Source organism: Mycobacterium sp. URHD0025, assembly GCF_000426065.1.
In the GTDB taxonomy this organism is placed as follows: Bacteria; Actinomycetota; Actinomycetes; order Mycobacteriales; family Mycobacteriaceae; genus Mycobacterium.
Genome location: NZ_AUEQ01000001.1, coordinates 316,749 through 336,533, shown reverse-complemented (window position 1 = coordinate 336,533; position 19,785 = coordinate 316,749). Strand labels below are relative to the sequence as shown.

Annotated in this window: 24 protein-coding genes; 6 read left to right on the top strand and 18 right to left on the bottom strand. The window is 64.3% G+C overall.

Annotated elements, in window-relative coordinates; all coding sequences use genetic code 11:
* Positions 1-53: 53 nt before the first annotated feature.
* The 11 genes from H977_RS32295 to H977_RS0101605 all read right to left on the bottom strand — a co-directional run bounded on the left by H977_RS32295 (position 54) and on the right by H977_RS0101605 (position 10,896).
* Complete coding sequence (locus H977_RS32295; RefSeq protein WP_036474776.1) at positions 54-1,364, bottom strand: MFS transporter; 1,311 nt, start codon at positions 1,362-1,364, stop codon at positions 54-56.
* Positions 1,365-1,463: 99 nt separating this feature from the next.
* Positions 1,464-2,675 (bottom strand): FAD-dependent monooxygenase, encoded by a 1,212-nt coding sequence (locus H977_RS0101655; RefSeq protein ID WP_029106224.1) that lies wholly within the window; start codon positions 2,673-2,675, stop codon positions 1,464-1,466.
* Between the two features lie 35 nt (positions 2,676-2,710).
* Positions 2,711-3,649, bottom strand: coding sequence for a PDR/VanB family oxidoreductase (locus H977_RS0101650; RefSeq protein WP_051288537.1), 939 nt, complete (start codon positions 3,647-3,649; stop codon positions 2,711-2,713).
* A gap of 2 nt (positions 3,650-3,651) precedes the next feature.
* Positions 3,652-4,707, bottom strand: a complete 1,056-nt coding sequence (locus H977_RS32290; protein WP_051288535.1) for a Rieske 2Fe-2S domain-containing protein — start codon at positions 4,705-4,707, stop codon at positions 3,652-3,654.
* A 25-nt stretch (positions 4,708-4,732) separates the two neighbouring features.
* Positions 4,733-5,788 carry a 2,5-dihydroxypyridine 5,6-dioxygenase NicX family protein gene (locus H977_RS0101640; protein WP_029106222.1) on the bottom strand — a complete coding sequence of 352 codons (1,056 nt, stop codon included), beginning with the start codon at positions 5,786-5,788 and terminating at the stop codon, positions 4,733-4,735.
* A gap of 10 nt (positions 5,789-5,798) precedes the next feature.
* Positions 5,799-6,668, bottom strand: coding sequence for an alpha/beta fold hydrolase (locus H977_RS32285; protein WP_231395838.1), 870 nt, complete (start codon positions 6,666-6,668; stop codon positions 5,799-5,801).
* Positions 6,665-7,486, bottom strand: a complete 822-nt coding sequence (locus tag H977_RS0101630) for a maleate cis-trans isomerase family protein (protein WP_155946461.1) — start codon at positions 7,484-7,486, stop codon at positions 6,665-6,667. The genes H977_RS32285 and H977_RS0101630 overlap by 4 nt, the downstream gene beginning before the upstream one ends.
* Positions 7,479-8,186 (bottom strand): isochorismatase family protein, encoded by a 708-nt coding sequence (locus H977_RS32280; protein WP_231395837.1) that lies wholly within the window; start codon positions 8,184-8,186, stop codon positions 7,479-7,481. Before H977_RS32280 ends, H977_RS0101630 begins: the two co-directional genes overlap by 8 nt.
* Positions 8,187-8,237: 51 nt before the next feature.
* Positions 8,238-8,969 (bottom strand): FadR/GntR family transcriptional regulator, encoded by a 732-nt coding sequence (locus H977_RS34315; RefSeq protein ID WP_155946460.1) that lies wholly within the window; start codon positions 8,967-8,969, stop codon positions 8,238-8,240.
* A gap of 349 nt (positions 8,970-9,318) precedes the next feature.
* On the bottom strand, positions 9,319-10,116 hold the full coding sequence (locus H977_RS32270) for a DUF1266 domain-containing protein (protein ID WP_051288529.1): 798 nt from the start codon (positions 10,114-10,116) through the stop codon (positions 9,319-9,321).
* 54 nt (positions 10,117-10,170) lie between these two features.
* Positions 10,171-10,896, bottom strand: coding sequence for a hypothetical protein (locus H977_RS0101605; protein ID WP_029106220.1), 726 nt, complete (start codon positions 10,894-10,896; stop codon positions 10,171-10,173).
* Positions 10,897-11,064: 168 nt separating this feature from the next.
* Here H977_RS0101605 and H977_RS0101600 point away from each other — a divergent pair, with 168 nt between their 5' ends.
* Positions 11,065-12,342, top strand: a complete 1,278-nt coding sequence (locus tag H977_RS0101600) for a hypothetical protein (RefSeq protein ID WP_029106219.1) — start codon at positions 11,065-11,067, stop codon at positions 12,340-12,342.
* Positions 12,343-12,385: 43 nt separating this feature from the next.
* Here H977_RS0101600 and H977_RS0101595 read toward each other — a convergent pair whose 3' ends face one another.
* Positions 12,386-12,715, bottom strand: a complete 330-nt coding sequence (locus H977_RS0101595) for a nitroreductase/quinone reductase family protein (RefSeq protein WP_029106218.1) — start codon at positions 12,713-12,715, stop codon at positions 12,386-12,388.
* Between the two features lie 94 nt (positions 12,716-12,809).
* Positions 12,810-13,280 (bottom strand): DUF1772 domain-containing protein, encoded by a 471-nt coding sequence (locus H977_RS0101590; RefSeq protein ID WP_029106217.1) that lies wholly within the window; start codon positions 13,278-13,280, stop codon positions 12,810-12,812.
* Positions 13,281-13,384: 104 nt separating this feature from the next.
* Between H977_RS0101590 and H977_RS0101585 the strand changes: the two genes are divergently transcribed.
* Positions 13,385-13,963, top strand: a complete 579-nt coding sequence (locus H977_RS0101585) for a TetR/AcrR family transcriptional regulator (protein ID WP_029106216.1) — start codon at positions 13,385-13,387, stop codon at positions 13,961-13,963.
* Here the strand turns inward: H977_RS0101585 and H977_RS32265 are convergent.
* A complete protein-coding gene (locus H977_RS32265) occupies positions 13,938-14,432 on the bottom strand; it encodes a nitroreductase family deazaflavin-dependent oxidoreductase (RefSeq protein WP_051288527.1) in 495 nt (164 codons plus the stop codon). The two genes, H977_RS0101585 and H977_RS32265, sit on opposite strands and share 26 nt — an antisense overlap.
* Entirely contained in the window at positions 14,429-15,223 is a 795-nt protein-coding gene (locus H977_RS0101575) for an SDR family oxidoreductase (protein ID WP_029106215.1), read from the bottom strand. The genes H977_RS32265 and H977_RS0101575 overlap by 4 nt, the downstream gene beginning before the upstream one ends.
* 93 nt (positions 15,224-15,316) lie before the next feature.
* On the opposite strand from H977_RS0101575, the gene H977_RS0101570 reads away from it, so the two are divergent.
* Positions 15,317-15,940, top strand: coding sequence for a TetR/AcrR family transcriptional regulator (locus H977_RS0101570; RefSeq protein ID WP_029106214.1), 624 nt, complete (start codon positions 15,317-15,319; stop codon positions 15,938-15,940).
* Positions 15,941-16,041: 101 nt separating this feature from the next.
* On the opposite strand, the gene H977_RS0101565 is transcribed toward H977_RS0101570, so the two are convergent.
* The gene (locus H977_RS0101565) at positions 16,042-16,296 is read right to left on the bottom strand and encodes a hypothetical protein (RefSeq protein ID WP_029106213.1); all 255 of its coding nucleotides are present in this window, start codon (positions 16,294-16,296) and stop codon (positions 16,042-16,044) included.
* Positions 16,297-16,429: 133 nt separating this feature from the next.
* Here H977_RS0101565 and H977_RS0101560 point away from each other — a divergent pair, with 133 nt between their 5' ends.
* Entirely contained in the window at positions 16,430-16,975 is a 546-nt protein-coding gene (locus tag H977_RS0101560; protein ID WP_029106212.1) for a GrpB family protein, read from the top strand.
* On the opposite strand, the gene H977_RS32260 is transcribed toward H977_RS0101560, so the two are convergent.
* Positions 16,959-18,089: a sensor histidine kinase gene (locus H977_RS32260; RefSeq protein WP_036474773.1), complete on the bottom strand. Its 1,131-nt coding sequence runs from the start codon at positions 18,087-18,089 to the stop codon at positions 16,959-16,961. The two genes, H977_RS0101560 and H977_RS32260, sit on opposite strands and share 17 nt — an antisense overlap.
* Entirely contained in the window at positions 18,082-18,777 is a 696-nt protein-coding gene (locus H977_RS0101550) for a response regulator transcription factor (RefSeq protein WP_029106211.1), read from the bottom strand. The genes H977_RS32260 and H977_RS0101550 overlap by 8 nt, the downstream gene beginning before the upstream one ends.
* 88 nt (positions 18,778-18,865) lie before the next feature.
* Here H977_RS0101550 and H977_RS34310 point away from each other — a divergent pair, with 88 nt between their 5' ends.
* Together H977_RS34310 and H977_RS0101540 are read left to right on the top strand one after the other, a co-directional pair.
* The gene (locus H977_RS34310) at positions 18,866-19,393 is read left to right on the top strand and encodes a hypothetical protein (RefSeq protein ID WP_155946458.1); all 528 of its coding nucleotides are present in this window, start codon (positions 18,866-18,868) and stop codon (positions 19,391-19,393) included.
* 140 nt (positions 19,394-19,533) lie between these two features.
* A complete protein-coding gene (locus H977_RS0101540; RefSeq protein ID WP_029106210.1) occupies positions 19,534-19,785 on the top strand; it encodes a hypothetical protein in 252 nt (83 codons plus the stop codon).

Sequence of the window (19,785 nt, the reverse complement as noted above, 5' to 3'; positions counted from 1 at the left end):
GTGGCGCACTGTTACCGTGGCGGCCGATCCCGGCCTGCCGGTTGGGTGTGTCTTCAGGCGGTCGTCGGGCTGGGGATATGCGCTGCGATCGCCGGCTCGGCGACATGCCGTTCCCGCAGACCGAAGGTCGCGAGCAGCGCGATGAGGTTGAGCGCCGTGATGAAGATCGCCACCGCGGGCCAGTTGTTCGTCTTGCCGAGCAGTGCCGTGGCGATCAGCGGCGACAACCCGCTGCCGATGATGGTTCCCAGGCTGTAGCCCAGCGACATACCGGTGTAGCGGATCCGCGGCGGGAATACATGCGTGAAGTACGCCGGCATGGTGCCGTAGCTGGCGACTTGCGGCAGGAGCAACACGAGGAAGGCGAAGAAAATTGTCGTGTAGGACTTGGTATTCATCATGACGAACCAGATCCACGGTGTCACCAGCATGCCGGCTATCCCGAGTTGGTAGATCAGTTTCCGGTTCTTGAAGTCGGAGAGCCATCCGAAGTAGACGAGGCCGACGATGGCGATGGCGTTGGTGATACAGAGGATCGTGAGCATGACCGGACGTGAGAGGTCAAGCGTTTTGGTGCTGTAGGACAACGAGAAAACGGCCGCCAGGTAGAAGATCACGCCGGTGGGTAGGTAAGCCAGCGCCATCAGCACGATCTCTCGGCCATGGCTGGTCACGGCAGTGCGAATCGGCAGGCGCTCGATGGTGTTGGTGGCACGGACGGCGGTGAACTCGGGGCTCTCCGCAACCCGCAGGCGGATGAACAGGCCGAGGACGAGCAGAACGACGCTGAGCAGGAACGGGATTCGCCATCCCCAGGACATGAAGGCCGCGTCGGGAAGCAGCGACACCAGCCCGAAGACCGCGGTGGCCAGGATGAGGCCAAGGCTGGCTCCGCTGTTGATGATTCCGCCCGTGAGACCGCGCCGGTGAACCTTGGTGTGCTCGATACTCATCAACACCGCGCCGCCGTATTCACCGCCCAACGACAGCCCCTGGATCAGGCGCAGTGCCACCAGGATCACCGGTGCCGCGACACCGATGGCGGAATACGTTGGGAGAACACCAATCAGGAATGTCGCCCCACCCATCGATACCAGCGACACCACGAGTAGGGTCTTGCGGCCGAGGCGGTCACCGTAGTGGCCGAAGATCGCCGCACCGACGGGCCGCGCGACGAAGGCGATGGCAAACGTCGACAACGAGAGCAATGTACCCATGAACGAGTCGAACTTCGGGAAGAACAATTTGTCGAACACCAGCGCGGCGGCGGTGCCATAAATATAGAACTCATACCATTCGATCACCGTGCCGATCAGGCTCGATGCGACGACCCGGCCGGGCCGGCTGGCTTGGACAGTTGTCATGCTTGACTCCAATGGTCTGGGATTTCCTGATTCGGCCACCGCCACCACGTCGTGCGGGGACGTTTGTAGTGGCGGCCTGCCGAGCCGCCCGCCGTACCTTCAGAGGCCGGCACTCATTCGCTGCACCGCGTTGTACTCGTACACCCAATTGGCCTGTATTCCAACGGTGTTCCGGTCGAGCAGCTGGCGCAACTGGTAGACGCGATCGCGCTTGAACTGTGCCCACCTGCTCGGCAGATGGTAGGTGCGCCCACGCTCACGGGCTTCGAGCTGGACCCGGCTGGCTCGTGGAGCCCGTTCGTGTTCATAGGCTTTCAGCGCCAGCGCGATGTCGCCGCGGGATTGGGCCAACGCCTCCGCCAGCACGTAACCGTCCTCGATGGAGATCGCCGCTCCCTGGGACAGGAAGGGGAGCATCGGATGAGCAGCGTCACCGAGGAGGGCGACTCTCCCGTCGGTCCACGTAGAGATCGGATCACGGTCGAAGAGGCCCCATTTGAAGATGTTGTCCTCGTCGGCGCCCTGCAGCAACTCCTGGATGTTCGGGTGCCATCCGCGGAATGCGTCGAGCAGTTCTTGCTTGGAGCTGGGAATCGTCCATGATTCCTCCACCCAGTCGGGGTGCTCTTTCACCGCGACGATGTTGACCATGTCACCGCCGCGGACGTAGTAGGTGACGATGTGCGAATTCGGTCCCATCCAGAACGACGAGTCCGGGCTCACGTGCTTCAGCGGGAACTGTGCGACCGGAACCAGTGCGCGCCAGCACATGTGACCGGTGTAGCGGGCCTTCTCGTCGCCGAACTGTGTGGCGCGCACGATGGATCGGACGCCGTCACAACCCACGATGACGTCAGCTTCGAACTCACTGCCGTCCTCGAACAGGGCGGTCGCCGAAGTGTCGGTGGTACGTACCCCGACGCATGTGGTGCCAAGGGTGGTGCGTTCGGCCGGGATGCGGCGCGACAGCATCTCGTGCAGATCGGCACGGTGGATATGGATGAAACGCGCGCCGTAGAGGGATTCGCAGCTGTCCCTGAGCGGCGTGCGAAAGAGTTCGCGAGCGGTGCGCCAATTGCGGCCCACCATGGCCTCGGGAAGGAACCCAGCCCGGTCGAGGTCGGCGGTGTGGCCGAGTTCGTCGAGGACGTTCACAGCGTTTGGCGTCAATTGCACGCCCGCACCGACTTCGCCGAATTGCTTTGCCCGTTCGAAGATGTGGTAGTCGAAGCCGTGGCGATCGAGTGCGTTCGCAAGTGTCACGCCGCCGATTCCAGCGCCGATGATCGCCACGCGGGGTTGGTTGGTCATGGTTGTATCTCCAGGATTGTCGAGAGAACTGGGTGTCAGATATCGATGACGACGTTCCCGCGGCCACGGGAGCAGCAGATCATCATGCGATCGTTTTTGGCCTGCTCGGAGGCAGTGAGCACCGAGTCGCGGTGCTCGATGTCGCCTGCGATGACGGACACTTCGCAGGCTCCGCACACGCCCTCCTCGCAGGAGAAAGCGACGTCGAGTCCGGCCTCGATGCAGGCACCGAGAATGGTCTCCTCCGGGCCGATGTGCAGCCGTTTCCCGGCGCGCTGCAGGGTGACATCGAAGCCGGTCAAGTCGGTCTCCTCGACGGTTTTTGCAGTGAAGCGTTCTCTGTGCACACACTCGGGATCCCGCCCGGCAGTGATTCTTTCGAATTCGTCGATCATGGCTGTCGGGCCACAGCAGTACAGCTGTGCCGATGCCGGGATGTCGGCGACCACCTCTGCCAGGCGAGGTACGCCGGGGGACTCGGTGTGAATCACCTCCACGCCTGTTGCGCCTGCGAGTTCCTCGTGAAAGAGCGTCCGCGCGGGTGATCTGGTCCAGTAATGCAGCTGCGCCTTGCGTCCGTCGGCGGCCAGTTTGCGGTACATCGACACGATCGGGGTGATACCGATTCCGCCGGCGAACAGGTGAAACTCGCCGTCCTCGTCGGTAAGTCCAAAGTGGTTGCGCGGCTGCGATACCTGATACATCGCACCCACCACCGACTCGCGGTGCAGGTGCCGGGCGCTCGAGGTGTCACCGCCTGGGTAGTGCACCGCGATCTCGTACCGATCAGCTGTCCCCGGTGACCAGAGCAGTGAGTACTGCCGGGTCACTCCGGGCGCGACGTCGACATCGATGTGAGCGCCCGGTTCGAACGCGGGCAGCGGGATACGGTCCGGTGCGGCGAACCGGTAGAGATTGATGGCGTCCGCACCGTGCTCGACGGACACCAGACGTAAGGTCATCGTGTCCGTCATGCTCAGATGACCCCGTAGGTGATGCCTTTGCGGCGCAACCAGCTTCGGTAGCGCTGCCCCATCAGGTCAGTCCGGTGATGCAGCTCGTAGCGCAGTTCGACCGGAATACGTTCGGGTCGTTGTGTTTCCACGATATCGCGGTCTTGATGGTAGATGACGTCGTTGCGGGCGCGCACCGCGTCTGCGTCGGGTCGCGGCTGGACGTTGAGCGCCGAGCAGACCCGCACGATGCACGTCACGGCGTCGATCGGCTGGACCGTGAAAAGTGTGGCGAAAGTGTCGGACTGGCCGGAAATGACATTGCCGGCTTCGTCTGCGTCCTGTGTGCGCTTGGAGAAGTAGCCGACGAACGGTTTGAGCGTGTGATACGTGTAGTACGCCAATACCGGCTTGCCGCGCGCGTCTCCCTGCGGCTGAAACACCCGGACTTCGGATGATTTCAACGTGCCGTCGTCGAGCTCCTCCACCGTGTAGGGGTCGAGCGTGTCGGGATTGTCCTGAACACCGTTGAATCCGGCATGCACGAACGGGAAGTGGGAGGCGTCGACGAAATTCTCGACGGCGCGGAATCCGTTGCCGGCGTAGGGGTAAGGACCGCTGTGAACTTTCATGAAGCTGTCGTCGTCCCACTGCGAATAGGTCGGCACGTCCGACGACGGTTCGCCGAGGCACACCCAGACGAATCCGTAGACCTCCTGGACCGGGTAGGGGAATGCGCGGGCCTTCTTCATGGGTTTCTCGGTGGGCGCGGCAGGCATCAGCGTGCACGTACCCTGCTGGTCGTAGCGCCATCCGTGATAGGGGCACACCACGTTGTCACCGACCAGCCAGCCTTTCGACAACCGGGCGCCACGGTGGATGCACAGGTCTTCCCACACGTGAGCCTCGCCGTCGCTGCTTCGCCACACGATGAGGTCACGTTCGAGCAAGGTCACCTTGTGGATGTCGCCGGGCGGGAAGTCGGTGCTGAATCCGATGACGTGCCAGTCGTCGAGAAGAACCTTGTCCTGGCAGGCATCTCCGGCGGTGAGTGGGCGGTGCTCGGTGGTGACGGTCATTGCTTCTCCTTGTCTGGGTAGGCGGTCAGCGGGATGCCGGGACGGGAGCGAGGTTGTCGGTCAGGTTCCCGTTCTCGACGACGACGATGTCGTCGATCGAGATGGTGTGTCCGCGCTGGGCGATGTCGAGGTGGGCGTAGGAATCCCGCCCCAGGAACGGTTGCGGCCCGGTGGACCACAGGAAGTTGCCGGCATAGGCGCGGCCGTCCATGCCCATGATTTCGTTCTTGCCGTACATGTCGGTGGCGAACCAGTCGGCGGTGCGCATCAGACCCCAGCCCATGTGTGAGGTGTAGCGGGCCCACTTGTCCTGGGAGTCATCCATGTACATGTTGAGCAGATCCGCGTCAGCGCCCCCGGTGATGGCGGCGATGGCACCGTCGGTAACGTGAATCTCGGTGCGATCGCGGACGAATTGTTTGAAGGGAAACAGGATGTCGCCAGGGGCGAGCACGATGACACCGTCGGCGGTTTGCGGCCAGAACAGGCACATCTTGGATGGCCAGTGATCCCAGCGGCCCGGGTCGTCTGCGTAACCCACCTGGAACCCCGGATGGCAGTCGGTCAGATTGACGGTGAGGTTGGTGCCGTGTGGAGATGTCACCGTCATTGCGGTGCCGCTGCGCACGAGGTCGACGGCGGCGAGGACGTCATCCTTGTCGCGCTCGGTGGGCATGTTGCGCGTCAGCACATCCGGTGCGTCGCAGACGAAGATGATGCGGGTGCCCGCGTCGAGGATCGACTCTTGCAGCGGGGCGTGGATGAAGCCCTCCCTGGTGAGGTCGACAACCAGATCCGCACTGCGCAAAAGGGATTGCGCGGCGCCATCGGAGAGGACGGATTGCAGGCCGGGGCCCGCGCCGGTGTGGGTCGACGGCACCGGCGCGGGGCTCCCGCCGGGAACGACCGCGACGATGACGTGCGCGTCGAGACGCCGGGCCGCAGCGAACGCCGCTTCGACATAGTCGGTGCGGCTGGTGGGCTCGGCGAGAACGACCACATGCTCACCGGCGCTGACCTTGCACAGGGTCAGTTCCCTGGTGAATGCGTCGTGGAGATCGGCAGACCGAAGATCGAACATGGAATTCTCCCTATTTCGGCGAATGTGCGTTAATGGCAGGGTTTTTCGGCTCAGCCGTGACGGCAGACTCAAGTGCCGTGACGAACCCGGAGAGGTTGTCCCACGGCACCATGTGACCCGCGTCGGGGACTGCCGTGATGCGCACCCGGGTGTTGCGCTCGGCGAGCTCCGCTACGGCCTCGGCCGGCACGACCGGGCTGTTGGCGCCGTAGATGAGCGTGACGTCGCCGTCGAGGAGGTCCCAGATCGGGAAGAAGTCCTCGATCTCGAAGCCGTGATGCGTCGCGGCGACCGCCTGCGGATCGCAGGTCGGCAACACCGCGGCGCGCAGTTGCAATTCGGCCTCCGGCCACCGCGGGAAGTACTTGCGGACCTGCTCCGTGGTTGTGCCGGCGCGCGCCTCGTCGATTTGCGCGAGGAACGAGGCAGAACTCATCGGATATGGCGGCCGCCCGGGGCCCGACGTCGGGGGATCGACGAGGACGACCGGTGCGGTCGGGGAAGTCGCCAGCGCAACCGACGCGATGATGCGTGCTCCTAACGAATGGCCCACCAGCACTGGGTCGTTCAGGTCCAGCGCCGCGATGATTCCGACGGCGTCCGCGCGATAGTCGGTGAGCTGGTATCGGCATTCGGGGGACACGTCGGTGTGCCCGCGGCCACGAAGATCCGGGACGTGCAGACGCAGATGCGGCAGGGCGTCGGCGATGAAGCGTGCGGTCTCGGCCGGGCTGGTGATGCCCGGGATGAACAGCACGTCGCGCTCGGCTTGTGGGTTGAACGTCACCACGCGGTGCCGCAGGCCGTTGCTGTCCACATACCGGATACGTGCCCCGGCCAGCGCGCGGGCTACCACGTCGGTGGCTGTACGGGCGGTCACCGCGATGCTCCCTGAGTCAGGGAACGCAGCGCCGCACCGCCGGCTGGTGCGTCGACCGTAATCCGCAGCGCCTTGATGATTTCGCGGGTGGTCGCTGTGGCCGCGGTGATGACAGGCAGGCCGGTGATCCGTTCGACCTCGGCGACCGCAGGCAGCGAAGGCATCTGCACGCATGCCGAGAGCACGATGCCGTCGGCCCGTCCGAGATTCAGCCGCTCGACGTGGGCAGGCAGGGATGTGGAGTCGAGTCTTCCGACGTCGCAGTTGTCGGTGACTGCCAGCGTTACCCAGTCCGTCACCTCGATGCCGTAGCCCTGAAGGTAGTTGATGACCAACTCCGTCAAGGCCGGCATGTACGGTGCCACAATCGCCACGCGCGACATGCCGAGTTCGGTGGCAGTGCGCACCAGCGCACCGGCGCTGCTCACCACGGGACTGTCGACTCCGAGTCCGTGTAGAACGTCGGTCATCCGTGCCTCGATGCGTTCGTGTGCACCTGCGCCGGCCGCCATGACGGCTACCAGACATGCGTAGGCGAGCACGTCGACACGGGCGTCGCCGAGTTCGGCCGCACACCGGTCACTCTGATTCACCATGGCGGCAAGTGATTCCGCGTCCACGGTGTGGAGGGTGGCTCTGCTGGAGTGGAAGGTGATGGCGCTGGGGTGATCCGCGAGCAATTGCGGGATCTCGGTCTCCATTGTGGTGTTCGAACTGGGAACGACGAGCCCGACCCGCCGCGGTGACTGCGTGGCGAACGTGGGTGGCGCGATGTGTGCGCTGGTGGCTGGGTCGAGATCCGTTGCGCTGCTAGGCATTGGCTGCTTCTTTCGTCGACGGGTTGTCTTGTTTCAACGAATCGAGGTAGGCGACCACCTCGGAAGTGGGGAGAACGTCGGCGTATTTCGCCTGTAAGTCGAACAGTGCGGCGTCGTGTGGCGCCTGTGCGCGATCGCCCACTGCCTCCCTCGGGACCAGGATCGGAAAGCCGTGTGAGACACCGTCAACCGCGGTAGCTCGGACGCAGCCGCTTGTGGTAGCGCCGCACACCACGATCGAATCGACACCTTGTGCGCGTAGCTGCTCGGCCAGGTCGGTCCCGAAGAATGCTGAGGCGTGATGTTTGACCAGGATGCGGTCCGCCGGCCGAACATCGAGGCGTGCGTCGATGTCCACCAGAGGCGTGCCCTCCCGCAGGGCACGAAGACCTGGTGTCTTCGCCAACCAGGTGGCCGCCTGTTCGGGGCGGTTATAGCTGATGGTGGTGAAGATGACGGGTGCTCCGACACGTCGCGCCGCCGCGACGACGCGGATCGTGGCGGCGATCTCGTCACTCAGATCCGCGCCGGTAGGTACCGCGGGATCAGTGAACCCGTTGGTCAGGTCAACGACGACAACGGCGGGGTGGGTGCCTCGCTCGAACGAGAACCCAAAACCTGCCGCGGCATAGGCGCTGGTCAGATCACTTTGGGCAGCGCTCGAAGGCGATAGGTCCGGTGGTCCTACCTTTATGGTCACTAGCGATCCCTCTCTCACGTCGGGCTGATCAGGTTGTCAAGCGGTCGGTGCTCAGCAGCCGCAGCTGCTGACGTCCTCCAGGTGTTGGCGCATCTCCAGCGCGGCGCGTTGAGGATCCCCGGCGGTGATGGCCTCATAGATCAGGCGGTGGCCGCGGGCCTGACTGCTCGTCGGTTGATACGTGCGGGAGTCGAGCTGAACGCGCGATCCGCTCAACAGTGAATCCACCGCGTCGTAGACCGCGATAACGGTCGGATTGGCAGTCGCATGCGCGATCGTGCGATGGAAGGCGGCATCGGCGGCCTGTGCTTCCAGAATCGCCGCTGATGCCGCGTCGGCGGCGTCGACGCAGGATTCGAACCGGGTCAGCGCTTCGAGCAGGGTCTGTCGAGCATCATCGGTGATCACCTTGGCTGCGAGTGCCGCGACTCCCGGCTCGAAGGCGTGCCGAAACTCCATCACCGAATCCTCGGCAGCGCTGGACAATTCGATCACCGCACGAAACGGCGCTGCGACATCGGCCGGGGACGGCACCGCGACAAACGTGCCCTCGCCGTGACGGCTGGTGACCATGCCCAGCAACTCAAGTTCTCTGAGTGCTTCGCGCATCGTGTTCCGCCCCACCCCGAACATCGTCGAGAGCTCACGTTCGGGTGGCAACTTGTCGCCGGCCGTCAACTTGCCCATACGCATGTGCTCCTGGAACTGCTCGACGACCAACCGGGACATCCGCCCCAACTTCACCGAGACGAACTCGTCACCCGTCATTGCTGCTGATGGCAACTCGACGTTCTCCTTTGTGCAGACCACCTTCGAGGTGGTGTAGGTATTCGAACCCTGGTTTGTTACGGAACGCTGGTTCGTGTGTTGCGAGCCTGTAAAGGTCCTACCACCCGACCATGCCGACGCGCAGCGTTTTCACCGCAACTTGTTCGAGCCGGCGCAGGGGCAGTCTTGGTGCGCCGCCCTTCAAGGCCCGCCTCTTCTTGGGGTTGAGCGCACGCGAAAACCAGCGCCGCATCGATATCGGCGTAGCGGCTCAGGCCCTAAAACTCATGGCGATCGTTGTGACGTACCGGCGCTTCGTCAGGCAACCGGCGATGAACCGGATAGTGGTGTGGCAAAAGACCATTCACGTGGTCGGCTGCAGCGGGAGGCGACGCCAGGGACTGTCGGGACGAATGTGCATTGCGTTGACAGCGTCGGCCGCGGTTTGACCGTATGCGCCGGCGGTGGCGACGTCGGTGAGCGCCCGCCAATACGTGCGGCCGATGATCACACCCTGACCGAACTGGCGCCAGTTCGGGTAGTAACTGCGCGCCGCCGAGAGGTTGGCCCGCAGAATGGCCCAGCTCTCATCGTCGTCCAGGTAGCCGATGTGGCGGGCCACCCGCACGATGTAGACCAAACGGGCGAAGTCCCATGCGCGAATGTGGGTGGGCCAGTTGGGTGAGGTGAATCCGGAAAACGGCCTGGCGATCGTACGAAGCTGGTGGAGCGCATCGTAGGCCGCTATCCAATGGTCCACTGGCTCGTTGCGGCTGTAGGCGCGCAGAGCCAGGTATTCGCGGTGAAGATCGGGGGCATGACCGTCTGTCTTGTCGACAATGGCCGTGACCAGCGGGAACACCATTTCGTAGGTGGCGCTGTGCATGCCGTCAAGCAGCCGGCCCACCGTTTGACGGGCCTCGGTGGTGCTGGTGATACCCCACCCCTCCCGCAGCTGGGTGCGCATGTGCTCGCGGTCCTCAGCGATGTCGAGGGTGTCGCACGGCATGTTGTTCAGGCGCGAGCAGTGGTGGGCCCCTACGTTCAGTGCGCTTTGATCGCGCTCGTCGAGAGGCGTCGCGGATTTCCAGATGAACTCAGTGCGCGCCGGTGAGTTGTTCGGTAGGGGAAACATCCGGAGTGCGTGAGCATCGGTTGCCATGGCGGGATCCAGTTCGTCGGGGTGCGGTAGGAAGATCGGCGGACCGGCTGACGCTCAGTGGTCGGAGGCCGGGGGATCAGGCGAAGGAAACGGTGGCGATGACGCGGACTGCGCGCGCCCGAACAGCCGTGCTACCGCCAAGCGCATGGACTCGTCATCCAGGGCGCCCGTCGAATGCGCGCGACGCAGCGCCGCGAATTGCGAGAACTCTTCCAACACGTTGCCCGTATGAGCGGTCTCATACCCGGGCTGGGCGTTGGTGTGCACCCGCACCGCCCACCGAACAGCAGTGTTGACCGCCTCAATTGCCGCGCGGGTCTCGAACCACATGACGATGTTGCGTTCAAGGTCGACGAGAGTGCTCTTACGGTCACCGTGTTCATTTGTCGTGTCACTGTCGAGAAGCCACAGCATCGCCGAGATCGGCTGCGCGAACATGTCTTCAGATGCCGCACTGGGCACATACAGAACGCGGTCAGTAGTCACCGAAAGCAGCCCCCATCCTTGCGGACTCAGCCACGCGGCAGTGGCGACGAGGACAAGTTCGGTGTCACCGATCAACTGAATCAGGCGCTCCGCGGTCAACGCCCATTTGCCGGTGGGACCCCACATCAGCGCTGCGGCGATGTCGGGCCGCAACCGGTGGGCGGGTCCGCAGCTCGCCGGCACCTGCGGACCCTGCAGCGGTTCGTCCGCCCCCTCGGCGTGCGAAGCGGAGGTTCCATCGTGTGACGTACCAGGAGCCGCGCCGGCGGACTCGTCGAGCGGGCTGCTGTTCACCCAACCAAATATAGGTCTTGTCCCGTCATCGCGGCCTCGCCATTTTCGCACGGCCTGGCCAGAGCTGTCGTGTGCAATGGCGCAACCCCGGCGAGACGCCGTGCCCTGTGTGATATTGCATCCGTGCTACTGGGAAGACTGAGATCGGGCCGTGTCCTCGCCGCAGTCATGGCACTCGCGCTGGCAACCAGCGCGTGTCACGTGGGCGATCAGTCGTCGGGTCTATCCACCCAACCTGCCTCACCGGAGATTCAAGGCCCGCTGATCGCCTACACGGTTCCGAGAACCACCCCATGGTTCGACACCGGAGAGGTGGGATTCGTACTGACACAGGGAGCGCAGGCCCTTGCGAAGTGGACGGAACAGGTCGGTGCGTCGAGGTTCGTGGGTTTGGGCACACCGGGTTTCACCACCGATGGAAGGTACGCCTTCGCGGAGTACTCCGATGAGCAGGCCGGTCGATACCCCTACGACGGTGCCGACATTCACGCCAAGTTGGTGTGGATAGACGTGGCGAGCCGTCAGACACACGAGGTGGACATCCCAGCCGTATCGCGCACGGATTCACAACGGCCGAGTCGGCCCGGCGCCCCATATGCGTTGCAGGGCAGCACAGTCGTCTGGCAGGCCCCGGCTTCAGAGAACGCTCCCGACGGGCAGGTGACCCTGATGCAGCTGGATCTCAGCCAGCCCAAGGCGACACCGACCGCGTGGCACACAGTCTCGTTGCCGCCGCGAACGCCCGAGCAACAAGCGGCCCCGGCCCAGATGCAAGACTTCGCCGGAAATGTCATCGGCGCAGGCCATGGGCGCGTGGCCATCGTCAAGAAGTACGGCTCCGACAGATTCGCCCAGGCCGACCGTCTGTTCCTCGTCGACACCGACGGCGCGGTCCGCGACGTCGTGCACCAACCGACCACGCAGTGGATGTCAGCAGTCTTCAGCCCTGACGGAACCCGATTCGCATACGAGACCGGTAGCACCGCCAAGGCGGGTCCCTGCAATCAGCACCAAGTCACGGTGTTCGACTCGGCAACCGGTCAGCAGGCTGCCGGATTTCCGCACGGCCCCTTCGATGCGAGTCCGAGGGCCTACTTCTACGGCAACCAGAGCGGTGCCGTCTGGTGGACGCCCGACGGGAGGCTGAGGGCCACCGCCGGCGCCGAGCAGTGCCCGACGAATCCGTCCGAGCCCACACCCGATGGCGGCGTGTGGGAACTCAAAGGCAACCAGTGGATCCAGGCCGCCGGGGAGGGGACGTATAGCGACTATCCGCTGCCCAACGGCGACGCGGTGATTGTCGCCCGCGTTCCCCGGCCATCCGATGCGCAGCAGCCCGGCCAATCAACCAGCGTCACAAGCTTGTTCATACGCCAGGACGGTCACAGCGTCCATATCGCGGACGTGGACGTCGGTGCTGTCGCCGTTGCACCGAGTCGGCCCTGACCGCGTTCCAACTGAAGCCACTGGCGGGCGCGACTCGGTTTGGTCAGTTGGTCAGTCGTACGGTGACCGTGACGCGTCCTTTGTTGTCGCGCTTGGCGACCGCATGCCCGTGGTGATCGGTCTCGCCCAGACGCAACGTGAGGGGGCTCCCGTCGCCGAGAAAGTTGCGCCACCACGTCTTCGCGTCGGGCATGGCGACAGCGATCACGACCTCGTCACCGGTGCGGCGGTATGCCACCGGCATGCTGATGCTGCGTCCGGAACGACGACCGGTGTAGCTCAGTATGGCGATGTTGCGGTTCACCAGCCTGCTCAAGCGTGGCGAGGTGGCCACCGCGGCTACCGGCGCGTTGAACAGAGGCGCGGTGCGCATCAGTAGGCGTCCCAGTGTTGTTGGTTGTTCGGTCACGATCACTATCCCTTCAGGTGGTGGATGTTGCGGTGATCTATCGCCGGCCCTTTTGCGGTCAGACGATCAGCGTGAGGCACAGCGCGACGACGGCGAGACCCTGCAGGGCGGCTCGAGCGGTGATGATGCGGTTCCAGTTCGATTGCAGCGCACGTGCGTTCGCCGGGACCTGTTGGCTGGCGGCGGCTTGGGTGAGCTCGCGGTTGATCGGCGCGCTGATTCGCACGTAAAGCACGATCCAGGCCAGCAGTAGCACCACGGCGCAGAGTGCCGCAATGCTCTGGATCCATTGGCCGGCCACCGCGAACAGTGCGGCACTTGCGATGGCGGCAATGCCGCCAAGAGCGCCCGGTGCCGGCATGCGGCGATCCGCGTAGCGATGCATGTTGCCCATCACTGTCACCAGGGCGCGATCGTCAACGGCGGCCAGTGTGGGTCGCAGAACAACTGCGCAGAACACGTCGGTGCCGTAAACAACCGCGGTACCCAGAACCGAGATCAGCGCCAGCGTCTTGGCCAGTTCGATCACGTCGCACCTCCTTGATCAAGCCGTCGTGGTGCTAGCAACGCTAACCCTTGGTCCAAAGCGCGTCAATAGCAGCGCTAGAACTTCTAGCGATGCTATTGTCAAGTATGGCCACCAGTGAGCGTCGCGATCGTGAGCAAGCCGCGCGTCGTCGACTGATCATCAGTACGGCACGGGGATTGGCGGAGGCCGAGGGCTGGGAAGCGGTCACCACACGTCGGCTTTCCGAAGAAATCGAATACAGCCAGCCGGTGCTGTACAAGCACTTTTCGGGCATGGACAAGGTGGCCGAGGCCGTGGCGATCGACGGCTTCGGTGAACTGGCTGAGGTTTTGTCCGAAGCTCGCCGTGGGCGACGGACCGCCAAGGCGACGCTCAAGCGCGTGGCGCAAGCCTATCTCGACTTCGCCGCCAATAACCCGGCGCTCTATGACGCAATGTTCACCCGCGCAACCACATTGAGATTCGCCGACGCGGATACGCCCTCCGAATTGTCCGCGGGCTTCGCTGAGCTGCGTCAGGCAGTCGCACAAATTGCTGGTCGGCACGACGCCGACACCCTTACCGAGGTGCTATGGGCGGCGCTGCACGGGCTGGTGACGCTCAGCCGCGGGGCCCGGTTGCGTCCGGGGCAACAGGCTGCTCGAGTCGAGCTGCTGATCAATCAACTCTGCGATCAACCGTAATGCCGGCCCTACCGTCTGGGCTTGGCTCAGCGGGTTCTGGGGTCAGCACGAACATGGGGATATCACGGGCTGTCCGGGAGCGGTATTCGGGGAAGTCCGGCCAAATCGCCTCGCACACCGGCCAAAGACCGTCCTTCTCGTCTCCCGTCGCTTCCGCGGCGCGCATCGTGCGGATCAGTGAGCCGTCCTGAACATCGACCACCGGGTTGGCCATGAGGTTGTGGTACCACGCGGGGTTCGCCGGCGCCCCGCCGTATGAGGCCACCACAATGTACCCGGCATCGTGCGGGATGCGTATCAGCGGCGACTTGTGCAGCTTGCCGGTTTTGGCGCCGCGATGTGTGACGATGATCAGCCGTCGGCCCTCGAGTGTGCCACCCACGCGTCCATTCGATTCCTCGTAAAGGGTGACCTGCTCGCGAATCGAGTCAAAGCTGCTCGGCTGGTACTCGCCGCTGAGAGCCCTCATGCGCTGGCGACCTCGACCTTCACGGTTGGCCCAAGCAGCAGACCACCGGATGCGTCGATGAATTGTCCAGTGACCCACCGTGAGTCGGGGGACGCCAGGAATGCCACGACATCGGCGATGTCGTCGGGCGCACCGATTCGGTTGAATGCTGACCATGCCGCTGCCTGGGCGCTCATCTGTTCGTCTGCCAGCCACGGCGCGATGTCGGTTCGTACGATTCCCGGTTCGACGGAATTGACGGTGATTCCGCGCGGGGCGAGTTCGAGTGCCAGCGTGCGCGTCAGGGCATTGATCGCGCCCTTGGTCATCGAATAGGCGATCGTCAATGGGGAAGCGACACGCGAGGCACCGGAAGAGATATTGATGACGCGGCCACCGTCGCGCAGGCGTCCGGCGCCGTGCTTGACGATGAAGAACGGTGCTTTGGCGTTGACGGCGAAAACCAGATCGAAGTCATCTTCGCCGACGCTGTCGATGGTGCCGTAGATGACGGTTCCAGCGTTGTTGACCACAATGTCCACGCCTGTGGTGTCGGCATGGTTCCCGACAGCGGCGTCGAATGCCGCCCACAGCGCTTGCGCGTCGCCGGGCCGCCCCAGAGGTGCGCCGACGACGAAGGCGTGTCCGCCGTCGGCAGTGATCGACTCGGCTGTTGCGGCCGCGGCCTGCTCGTTGTTGCCGTAGTGCACCGCCACCAGTGCGCCATCGCGCCCCAAGCGTTCGGAGATTGCGCGCCCGATGCCTCGGCCACCGCCGGTGACCAGCGCGGTCTTGCCTGTCAAAGTCCCCATGTGCGGCTCTCCCAACATTCTATAAAGACCGTTACAGAATTCGATTGTCAGGACGCTAGCAGGTTTCTTTAGTGAGCGCTATAGAATTGCCGCGTGGAACGCGTTGCACGCCGGGGACGGCCCCCTCAGTTCGACCGAACGAACGCGCTCGAGCAGGCAACCGAGTTGTTCTGGGAGCGCGGGTACGAGGCGACGTCGATCGCCGACATCACCGCGAAGGTCGGCATCGGGGCGCCCAGCCTGTACGCGGCTTTTGGCGACAAACGCGAACTGTTCGGCAGGGTCGTCGAGTTCTATCTGCGCGAGTACCACGGATGGATGGGCGCCGCGTTACGTGAGGAGCCGACTTTGCGCGCGGGTATCGACCGGCTGCTGAGGGAGGCAGTCGTCGCGTACACCAGGACGGGGCACCCGCCTGGTTGTCTGGTGATCAGCTCGGCAATCAACTGTGCCTCGGTCGAAATTCGGGAAATGCTGCGCGCGGTGCGCAATACCAGCGTGTCTCAACTCGAAAGCGTCATTGCCGCGGCTGTGGAGGCGGGGGAACTTCGTGCTGACGCGAACCCGCGGGCGCTGGCGCTTTTCACTGCCTCCGTCATGCAAGGCATGGCTCAACTAGCCCGCGATGGGGCGGCGCGCCAAGAGCTTCACGAAGTCGCGGAACTCGCCGCCGCCGCATGGCCTTGGGTGCGCGCCAGCCCCGACACCGCGGACTGAGCGCGACCGTCGACGGACCGATTACCTCAGTGGCGACGGGACGTGATCGTTGCGCGGCAGCCGATATCGTCCGAGGCCGAGGCGTTGTACGACGAACCGGCTCATCGATCCCTGTGCGTGGTCGGGCTCTGGGTCGACTCCCACTTCGATTCCAATGACCGCGTGACAGGTGTGCCCGCGGTCAAGGTCAGTTGGAACGTATCCCCGTCATCGCCTTCGAAGGTGACCAGGAAACCGGATTCGGATGGTTCTTTGTGGACCACCTTGTAGCCCTGCTCGCCCGTACCGCGATCGAGACCGATGATGTCACCTGGAGCTACGTCGTCGATGCGACTGTCACTGGGAGATTGAGGCATGCCTCGTCGATAGCCGGTTTCTGCGAGCGCCAAACAAACAGGCTCGAATCCCGATGAAGTGATCGATCAGAGTCCATTCGGAAGACTGCAGCTGTGTAGAACCTGGCCGTCTTTCGGACGCATAGTGTTGGGTATGTCGGTTAGCGCGGACGGTCCGCCGGCGTGGGCCACAGAGCCTGTCTCTCTTGCCGATGCCGATCCTGCGTGGGCTCGGCGCGGAGAGCAAGAACGCGACCATCTGGAGGTGCTACTGGCACCATGGCTGATCGCTGACATCGAGCACGTCGGCTCCACGTCGATACCCGGCCTGTCTGCCAAACCGATCATCGACTTGCAGGCGCCTGTAGCGGATTTGACGGATCTGGAGCCGCTCGTCGCGGCACTGAAACCGCACAGCTGGCACTACGTGGATCCCGACCTGGATCAGCGCCCGTGGCGGCGATTCTTCGTCAAGGTCACCGAGGGGAGACGCAGTGCCCACCTGCATGTCATGACGCTCACCACTCCACGGTGGCAAGAACAGCTCATCTTCCGCGACGCGCTGCGCGCAAACCCCGTCCTGGTCGCGGAGTATGCCGCGCTGAAGCGGGCCCTGGCGTCCGAATACGCCGGCGATCGCGAGGCTTACTCGATCGCGAAAGCAGATTTCGTGGAGTCAGTCCTCAACTGCCATTCTTAGCTCGGTCGCATTGGGATACCGCAGGTAACTGCACCGTGACGCAGAGCCCACCGGCGGGACGGGGCGTGAGAGCGAGGGTGCCGTGGTGTGCCTGGACGATGCTGTTGACGATCGCCAGCCCCAGACCGACGCCCGCGTGGTGGGTGCGGATGCGTTCGGAGCCCCGCTGAAACGGCTCGACAAGGGTGGAAACCAGTTGTGGAGTGAGCTTTTCGCCGGTGTTCTCGACCGTGAGTACCACGCCCTCGGGACGGACGCAGGTTGTCACCCGCGCGGTGCCGTGGTCGGGCAGGTTGTGGACGATCGCGTTGTGCACGAGGTTCGTGGTCATCTGCAGCAGAAGCGCTGGCGAACCGACGGTGGGCGTGGTGTCACCGGAGGTCTCCAGGATGACGCCGTGTTGTTCCGCAAGGGCCAGAAGGGTTTCCGTGGCTTCCTCGGCGATGAGGGAGAGCTCGACAGGTTCTTGGGTGAAGGACCGTTGGTCGGTGCGGCTGAGCACGAGCAGCGCTTCGGTGAGGTCGATCGCTCGGGTGTTGACGACGTGAAGGCGCTCGATCAGCTCGGCGCAGTCGGTGTGGCGGTCCTGGCGGGCCACGTCGAGGAGGGTCTGTGTGATGGCCAACGGGGTTCGCAGTTCGTGTGAGGCATTGGCGGCGAATCGTTGTTGTTCGGCGACGTGGGCTTCGAGCCGTTCGAGCATGGTGTCGAAGGCGTCGGCGAGTTCGCGGAGCTCATCTCTGCGGCCCGGCAACCGGATTCGGTGCGACAGCGCGCCTTTCGAGGCCATCCGGGTGGCGGCGGTGATACGCGTCAGGGGCGCGAGCATCCGGCCGGCCAGCAGCCACCCTCCCGCGAGACCGAACACGAGCAGAAGGGCCATCACCGCGGCGGCTCGGGGAGCGAAGACGTGCAGGAGCCTGGACCGGATGGGAAAGACATCATTGGGGAAGGCGATGTCGGTGCTGCCCGGGATGATCATCATGCGGTCTGGGACATAACGCAGGAGGAATACCCACACGGCGGCGAGCAGCAGGGTACCGGCGAGCATGAGGAATCCGGCGTAGCTGAGGGTGAGTTTGAGGCGAAGGCTCAATCCCGGTGCTCTATCCATGGTTTCTCTCCTCACGTCCGGATCCCGCTGCGGTGTCGATGCGGTAGCCGACGCCGGGCACCGTGGTGATGATCCAGGGTTCGCCGAGGCGTTTGCGCAAGGCCGAGACGGTGATGCGCACGGCGTTGGTGAACGGATCGGCGTTCTCGTCCCATGCCCGCTCCAGAAGCTCCTCGGCGCTGACCACGCCCCCGTCCGCGGCGACAAGGACCTCGAGCACCGCGAACTGTTTTCGGGTGAGGGCCACGTAACGGCCGTCGCGGTAGACCTCGCGGCGGAACGGATCCAGCCGCAGGCCGGCGATCTCCCGCACCGGCGGTCGGTTCTGAGCGCGTCTGCGGTCGAGTGCCCGCAGACGCATAGCGAGCTCTCGCAGTTCGAAGGGCTTGGTCAGATAATCATCGGCGCCCAGCCCGAACCCCGAAGCCTTGTCGTCGAGCCGATCTGCCGCGGTCAACATCAGGATCGGGGTGCCGCTGCCCGATGCGACGATGTGTTCGGCGATCTCGTCGCCGGAGGGCCCGGGAATGTCACGGTCGAGGATGGCGATGTCGTAGGCGTTGATGCTCAACAACTCCAGCGCGGTGTCCCCGTCGCCGGCGATGTCGGCCGCGATCGCCTCCAGGCGCAGACCGTCGCGGATGGCCGTCGCCATGTAGGGCTCGTCCTCGACGACCAGCACTCGCATGCCGTCCACGCTACGAGCCGCCGCATATCGCCGGCGTATCGAAAATCGCATACGCGCTCACAACACCACCGCGCCTTGACTGGCTGCCATGACAAACCACAACACAACACACACCCGTCGACCGCTCCTCACTCTCGCCACGGCCGCCGTGATCGGCTCGGCCGGATTGGCCGGCGCCGCCCAGGCCGGCGCCGACCCGGCCGGTCAGGAGCGCGCGGTGAAGTACTCCGAGTGCATGCGGGCCAACGGTGTCGCGGACTTCCCAAACCCGAACGCCGACGGTCGGTTTCCCTACGGAGGCATCTCAGTGCCGAAGGCGACGTGGCGGAAGGCAGTCGGTGCGTGTGCGGGCCTGGAGCCGTCGGGCTGGTCAGCGGACGCGGGGCGCACTCCCGCGCAGCAGGAGGCCGCACTCAAGTTCGCCCAATGCGTACGTGAGCACGGGGTTCCGGACTTCCCCGACCCGGCTGCCTCCGGCGATCCCCTCATCGACACGTCGAAGATGCGCGGCGACGTCAGCGCGGGCAGCATTCCGGAGCTGAAGCCCGCGGTGGCAGCATGCAACAGCTTCTTCACCGCCGCGCTCCCGCCCCTCGGGACTGGCCGGCCAGGCTGACCGCCGCGTGGCTACCCGCCGCAGGTCTGTAATCGGGCGTTCTCCGACCTGAGGTGGGTGCCGGCCGCGCGAATAGGACAGACACCGAACGGGCATAGCTAAAGGCAGAGCCACAACGCACAAGGGACGAGGAAGCACCGATGACAATTTCGGCTGATGACATACGACGGCTGCTGGCCTCGGATATGGCCGACGCCGTGCTGGTCCTGATCCAAGGACATACCGATGTGGTGCCCGCCGGACAGCGCGATTCCGATGACTACCGTGGCGCGCTGCGGGTTATCTCGCGGTCCGACCTGATCGGCCGGACCCATGGAGCGCAGTTGTCCGAAGACCAGATGGCCGAGGAGGCGGCCAAGTTGGATTCTGCGATATCGAATCTCGGGGCGTAG

What these genes read in the sequence shown, in the direction of transcription:
- H977_RS32295 (WP_036474776.1), bottom strand. Translation starts at nt 1,364, where the DNA reads ATGACAACTGTCCAAGCCAGCCGGCCCGGCCGGGTCGTCGCATCGAGC.
- H977_RS0101655 (WP_029106224.1), bottom strand. Translation starts at nt 2,675, where the DNA reads ATGACCAACCAACCCCGCGTGGCGATCATCGGCGCTGGAATCGGCGGC.
- H977_RS0101650 (WP_051288537.1), bottom strand. Translation starts at nt 3,649, where the DNA reads ATGACGGACACGATGACCTTACGTCTGGTGTCCGTCGAGCACGGTGCG.
- H977_RS32290 (WP_051288535.1), bottom strand. Translation starts at nt 4,707, where the DNA reads ATGACCGTCACCACCGAGCACCGCCCACTCACCGCCGGAGATGCCTGC.
- H977_RS0101640 (WP_029106222.1), bottom strand. Translation starts at nt 5,788, where the DNA reads ATGTTCGATCTTCGGTCTGCCGATCTCCACGACGCATTCACCAGGGAA.
- H977_RS0101630 (WP_155946461.1), bottom strand. Translation starts at nt 7,486, where the DNA reads ATGCCTAGCAGCGCAACGGATCTCGACCCAGCCACCAGCGCACACATC.
- H977_RS32270 (WP_051288529.1), bottom strand. Translation starts at nt 10,116, where the DNA reads ATGGCAACCGATGCTCACGCACTCCGGATGTTTCCCCTACCGAACAAC.
- H977_RS0101600 (WP_029106219.1), top strand. Translation starts at nt 11,065, where the DNA reads ATGGCACTCGCGCTGGCAACCAGCGCGTGTCACGTGGGCGATCAGTCG.
- H977_RS0101595 (WP_029106218.1), bottom strand. Translation starts at nt 12,715, where the DNA reads ATGCGCACCGCGCCTCTGTTCAACGCGCCGGTAGCCGCGGTGGCCACC.
- H977_RS0101585 (WP_029106216.1), top strand. Translation starts at nt 13,385, where the DNA reads ATGGCCACCAGTGAGCGTCGCGATCGTGAGCAAGCCGCGCGTCGTCGA.
- H977_RS32265 (WP_051288527.1), bottom strand. Translation starts at nt 14,432, where the DNA reads ATGAGGGCTCTCAGCGGCGAGTACCAGCCGAGCAGCTTTGACTCGATT.
- H977_RS0101575 (WP_029106215.1), bottom strand. Translation starts at nt 15,223, where the DNA reads ATGGGGACTTTGACAGGCAAGACCGCGCTGGTCACCGGCGGTGGCCGA.
- H977_RS0101565 (WP_029106213.1), bottom strand. Translation starts at nt 16,296, where the DNA reads ATGCCTCAATCTCCCAGTGACAGTCGCATCGACGACGTAGCTCCAGGT.
- H977_RS0101560 (WP_029106212.1), top strand. Translation starts at nt 16,430, where the DNA reads ATGTCGGTTAGCGCGGACGGTCCGCCGGCGTGGGCCACAGAGCCTGTC.
- H977_RS32260 (WP_036474773.1), bottom strand. Translation starts at nt 18,089, where the DNA reads ATGGATAGAGCACCGGGATTGAGCCTTCGCCTCAAACTCACCCTCAGC.
- H977_RS0101550 (WP_029106211.1), bottom strand. Translation starts at nt 18,777, where the DNA reads ATGCGAGTGCTGGTCGTCGAGGACGAGCCCTACATGGCGACGGCCATC.
- H977_RS34310 (WP_155946458.1), top strand. Translation starts at nt 18,866, where the DNA reads ATGACAAACCACAACACAACACACACCCGTCGACCGCTCCTCACTCTC.
- H977_RS0101540 (WP_029106210.1), top strand. Translation starts at nt 19,534, where the DNA reads ATGACAATTTCGGCTGATGACATACGACGGCTGCTGGCCTCGGATATG.